Annotated in this window: 3 protein-coding genes; all 3 read left to right on the forward strand. The window is 70.7% G+C overall.

The genetic code is table 11. From position 1 onward, the window contains the following. A partial coding sequence (locus TN53_RS40065) for an alpha-glucosidase C-terminal domain-containing protein (protein ID WP_046263792.1) occupies nucleotides 1-277 on the forward strand: 277 nt, incomplete at its 5' end. Nucleotides 278-360: 83 nt separating this feature from the next. Next, complete coding sequence (locus TN53_RS40070) at nucleotides 361-1,731, forward strand: maltokinase N-terminal cap-like domain-containing protein (protein WP_046263793.1); 1,371 nt, start codon at nucleotides 361-363, stop codon at nucleotides 1,729-1,731. A 26-nt stretch (nucleotides 1,732-1,757) separates the two neighbouring features. Beyond that, nucleotides 1,758-3,683: 1,4-alpha-glucan branching enzyme (gene glgB / locus TN53_RS40075; protein ID WP_046263794.1), on the forward strand; the 1,926-nt coding region annotated here is incomplete at its 3' end.

Here is a 3,683-nt window from a genome sequence, read left to right on the forward strand (position 1 = left end):
CCCCGCCTTCGGCCTCGGCTCCTACACCGAACTCCAGTCGTCCAACCCCGCCGTCATCGCGTTCCTGCGCGAGTACGAGGACGACCTCGTCCTGTGCGTACACAACTTCTCCCGCTTCGCACAGCCCACGGAGCTGGACCTGAGTCCGTTCAACGGGCGGCACCCGGTCGAGTTGTTCGGCGGGGTACGGTTCCCGGCCATCGGGGACCTGCCGTACCTGCTGACGCTGGCAGGGCACGGTTTCTACTGGTTCCGCCTCCGCAAGGAAGCCCCCTAGAAGCCCGGCGGGACGGTTTCCCCCGCCCCGCCCGGGGCACGCATCAGTAACACCCCGCCCACCCGGGGAAAGGACGCGACGCCATGTCGGAAGCCGTCATCCGTACTGCCACGACAAGTCCCGCCCTCCTTGCATCACTTGATCCACTGTTGCGGGAGTGGCTGCCACGGCAGCGGTGGTTCGCGGGCAAGGGTCGTCCGGTCACCGGGTTCTCGCTGGTCGCGGCCACCGAACTGCTCCCCGTCGACGGCAGGCTGGGCCTGTACCACCTGTTGGTGCGGGCCCATCAGCCCATGACCTCGGGCGACTGCTACCAGCTCCTCATAGGCGTGCGCGAGGCGCTGCCACCCCATCTGGCGCCCGCGCTGATCGGCCACATGGAAGAGGGCCCGCTCGCCGGACGCACGGCGTACGAGGCCCTGTACGACCCCCGGCCCGCCGAGGTGCTCCTGGAGGCGCTGCGCACCCAGGCCCGTATCGGCGGGCTGCGCTTCGAGCGGGACCCGGGCCAGGAGATCCGGACCGGTCTGGTGCCCCGCATGGTGACCGCCGAGCAGTCGAACTCGTCGGTGGTCTACGGAGACACGTTCATCCTCAAACTGCTCCGCCGGATCGTGCCCGGCGTCAACCCCGACCTGGAACTGCCGTTGGCGCTGGCCCGCGAAGGCTGCCCGCGGGTACCGGCTCCGACGGCCTGGCTGCACGCCGACCTCGATGAGGACTCGTCCGTCCTCGGTGTGCTCCAGCCCTTCGTCCAGGGCGCGGCGGACGGCTGGGAGCTGGCGCTGCGCGAACTGGCCAAGGGGGAGGACTTCGCCGCGGAGGCACGGGCGCTGGGGCGGGCCACCGCCGAGGTGCACACCGCGCTGGCCCGGGCGCTGCCCTCGATGACCCTGGGCGCGGCCCAGTTGCAGCTGCTGGTCGACGGGATGATCGAGCGCCTGGAGGCGGCCGTGCAGGCAGTGCCCTCCCTGCGCCCGTACGCCCCCGGGCTGTACTCGGCGTTCACCGCGCTGGCCGACCTGGCCGCGGAGGGCCGTACCTGGACCGCGCAGCGCGTGCACGGCGATCTGCACCTGGGCCAGTGTCTGCGCTCGCCCGCCGGACAGTGGTCGCTGATCGACTTCGAGGGCGAGCCGTCGAAGCCGCTGCCCGAGCGGCGGCTGCCCCAGCCGCCGACACGGGACGTGGCGGGCATGCTCCGCTCCTTCGACTACGCCGCCCTCTCCGCCGATCCCCCGATGCCGGGCTGGGCCGACGCCTGCCGGGCCGCGTACTGCTCCGGGTACGCCGAGATCGCCGGGGCCGATCCGCGCACCGACCCCGTGCTGCTGCGGGCCTACGAGACGGACAAGGCGATCTACGAGGTCGTCTACGAGGCCCGGCACCGCCCCGACTGGCTGCCGGTGCCGATGGCCGCGATCGAGCGGTACGCCACATCCGATCTGATCTGACCCGCACAGCCGAGGAGGCTCCACCCGTGACCCCGCGCCCCCCGTCCAGCGATTCGGATCCGAAGAAGTCGGCCAAGAAGGCCGCGAAGAGCGTGAAGAAGGCCGCGGAGAAGGCGGTCACGAAGAAGGCCGCCGCCAAGAAGGACGTTCCGGCGGTGAAGAAGGCCGCCGCCCAGAAGGTCACGGCGAAGAAGGCGGTCACCAAGAAGACCCCCGCCAAGAAGGTCCCGGCGCAGCGCGAGCCCGTCGTACCCGCGGCCTCCCCCACCCTCGACGCCCACGACCGCGACCGTCTCCTCTCCGCCACCCACCACGACCCGCACGGCGTTCTCGGCGCCCACCCGGTGCCCGGCGGCATCGCCTTCCGCGTCTTCAAGCCGTACGCGCTCTCCGTCACGGTCGTCGCCGCGACCCTGCGGGCGGAGCTGCACGACGACGGCGACGGGTTCTTCTCGGGCCTGGTGCCGCTGCGGGAAGTCCCGGAGTACCGGCTGCTCGTGACGTACGAGGGAAGCGTCCAGGAGACCGAGGACGCGTACCGCTTCCTGCCCGCGCTGGGCGATCTGGACCTGCACCTCATCGGCGAGGGCCGGCACGAGCAGCTGTGGACGGTGCTCGGCGCCGAGCCGATGACCCACCAGGGCGTGCCCGGCACCCGCTTCACGGTGTGGGCGCCGAACGCGCGCGGGGTGAGCCTGGCCGGCACCTTCAACTTCTGGGACGGCACGGGGTATCCGATGCGCTCCCTCGGCTCCTCCGGTATCTGGGAGCTGTTCGTGCCCGGCATCGGCGAGGGCGAGCTGTACAAGTTCGCGATCACCCGGCAGGACGGTTCCAAGACCCTGCGGGCCGACCCGATGGCCCGCCGTACGGAGGTCCCGCCCAACACCTCGTCGATCGTGCACGCCTCGCATCACGAGTGGCACGACGACGTGTGGCTGGAGCGGCGCGCGGACACCCCGGCGCACGAAGGGCCGTTCTCCGTGTACGAGGTCCATCTGGCGTCCTGGCGACCCGGGCTGACGTACCGTCAACTCGGCGAGCAGCTCCCGGCGTACGTCAAGGACCTCGGCTTCACCCATGTCGAGCTCATGCCGGTCGCCGAGCACCCCTTCGGCGGCTCCTGGGGCTACCAGGTCACCGGCTTCTACGCGCCGACGGCCCGCCTGGGCACCCCCGACGACTTCAAGTACCTGGTGGACGCCTTCCACCAGGCCGGCATCGGCGTGCTGATGGACTGGGTGCCGGCCCACTTCCCGCGTGACGACTGGGCGCTGGCCGAGTTCGACGGGCGGCCCCTGTACGAGCACGAGGACCCGCTCCGCTCCGCGCATCCCGACTGGGGCACCCTGGAGTTCGACTTCGGCCGCCGCGAGGTCCGCAACTTCCTGGTCGCCAACGCCGTTTACTGGTGCGAGGAGTTCCACATCGACGGGCTGCGGGTGGACGCGGTCGCCTCGATGCTCTACCTCGACTACTCGCGCGAGCCCGGCCAGTGGCTGCCGAACGAGCACGGCGGCCGGGAGAACCTGGACGCGGTGGCGTTCCTCCAGGAGATGAACGCCACGGTCTACCGGCGGGTGCCGGGCGTGGTGACCATCGCCGAGGAGTCGACGGCCTGGGACGGCGTCACCCGCGCCACCCACCACATCGGCCCCGGCGGCTTCGGCGGACTCGGTTTCGGCCTGAAGTGGAACATGGGCTGGATGCACGACTCCCTGGGCTACGTCCAGCACGAGCCGGTCCACCGCAAGTACCACCACCACGAGATGACCTTCTCCATGGTGTACGCCTACAGCGAGAACTACGTCCTGCCGATCTCCCACGACGAAGTCGTCCACGGCAAACGCTCCCTGGTGTCGAAGATGCCCGGCGACTGGTGGCAGCAACGCGCCACCCACCGCGCCTACCTCGCCTTCATGTGGGCCCACCCCGGCAAACAACTCCTCTTC

This window comes from Streptomyces sp. WM6386 (genome assembly GCF_000972385.1).
In the GTDB taxonomy this organism is placed as follows: Bacteria; Actinomycetota; Actinomycetes; order Streptomycetales; family Streptomycetaceae; genus Streptomyces.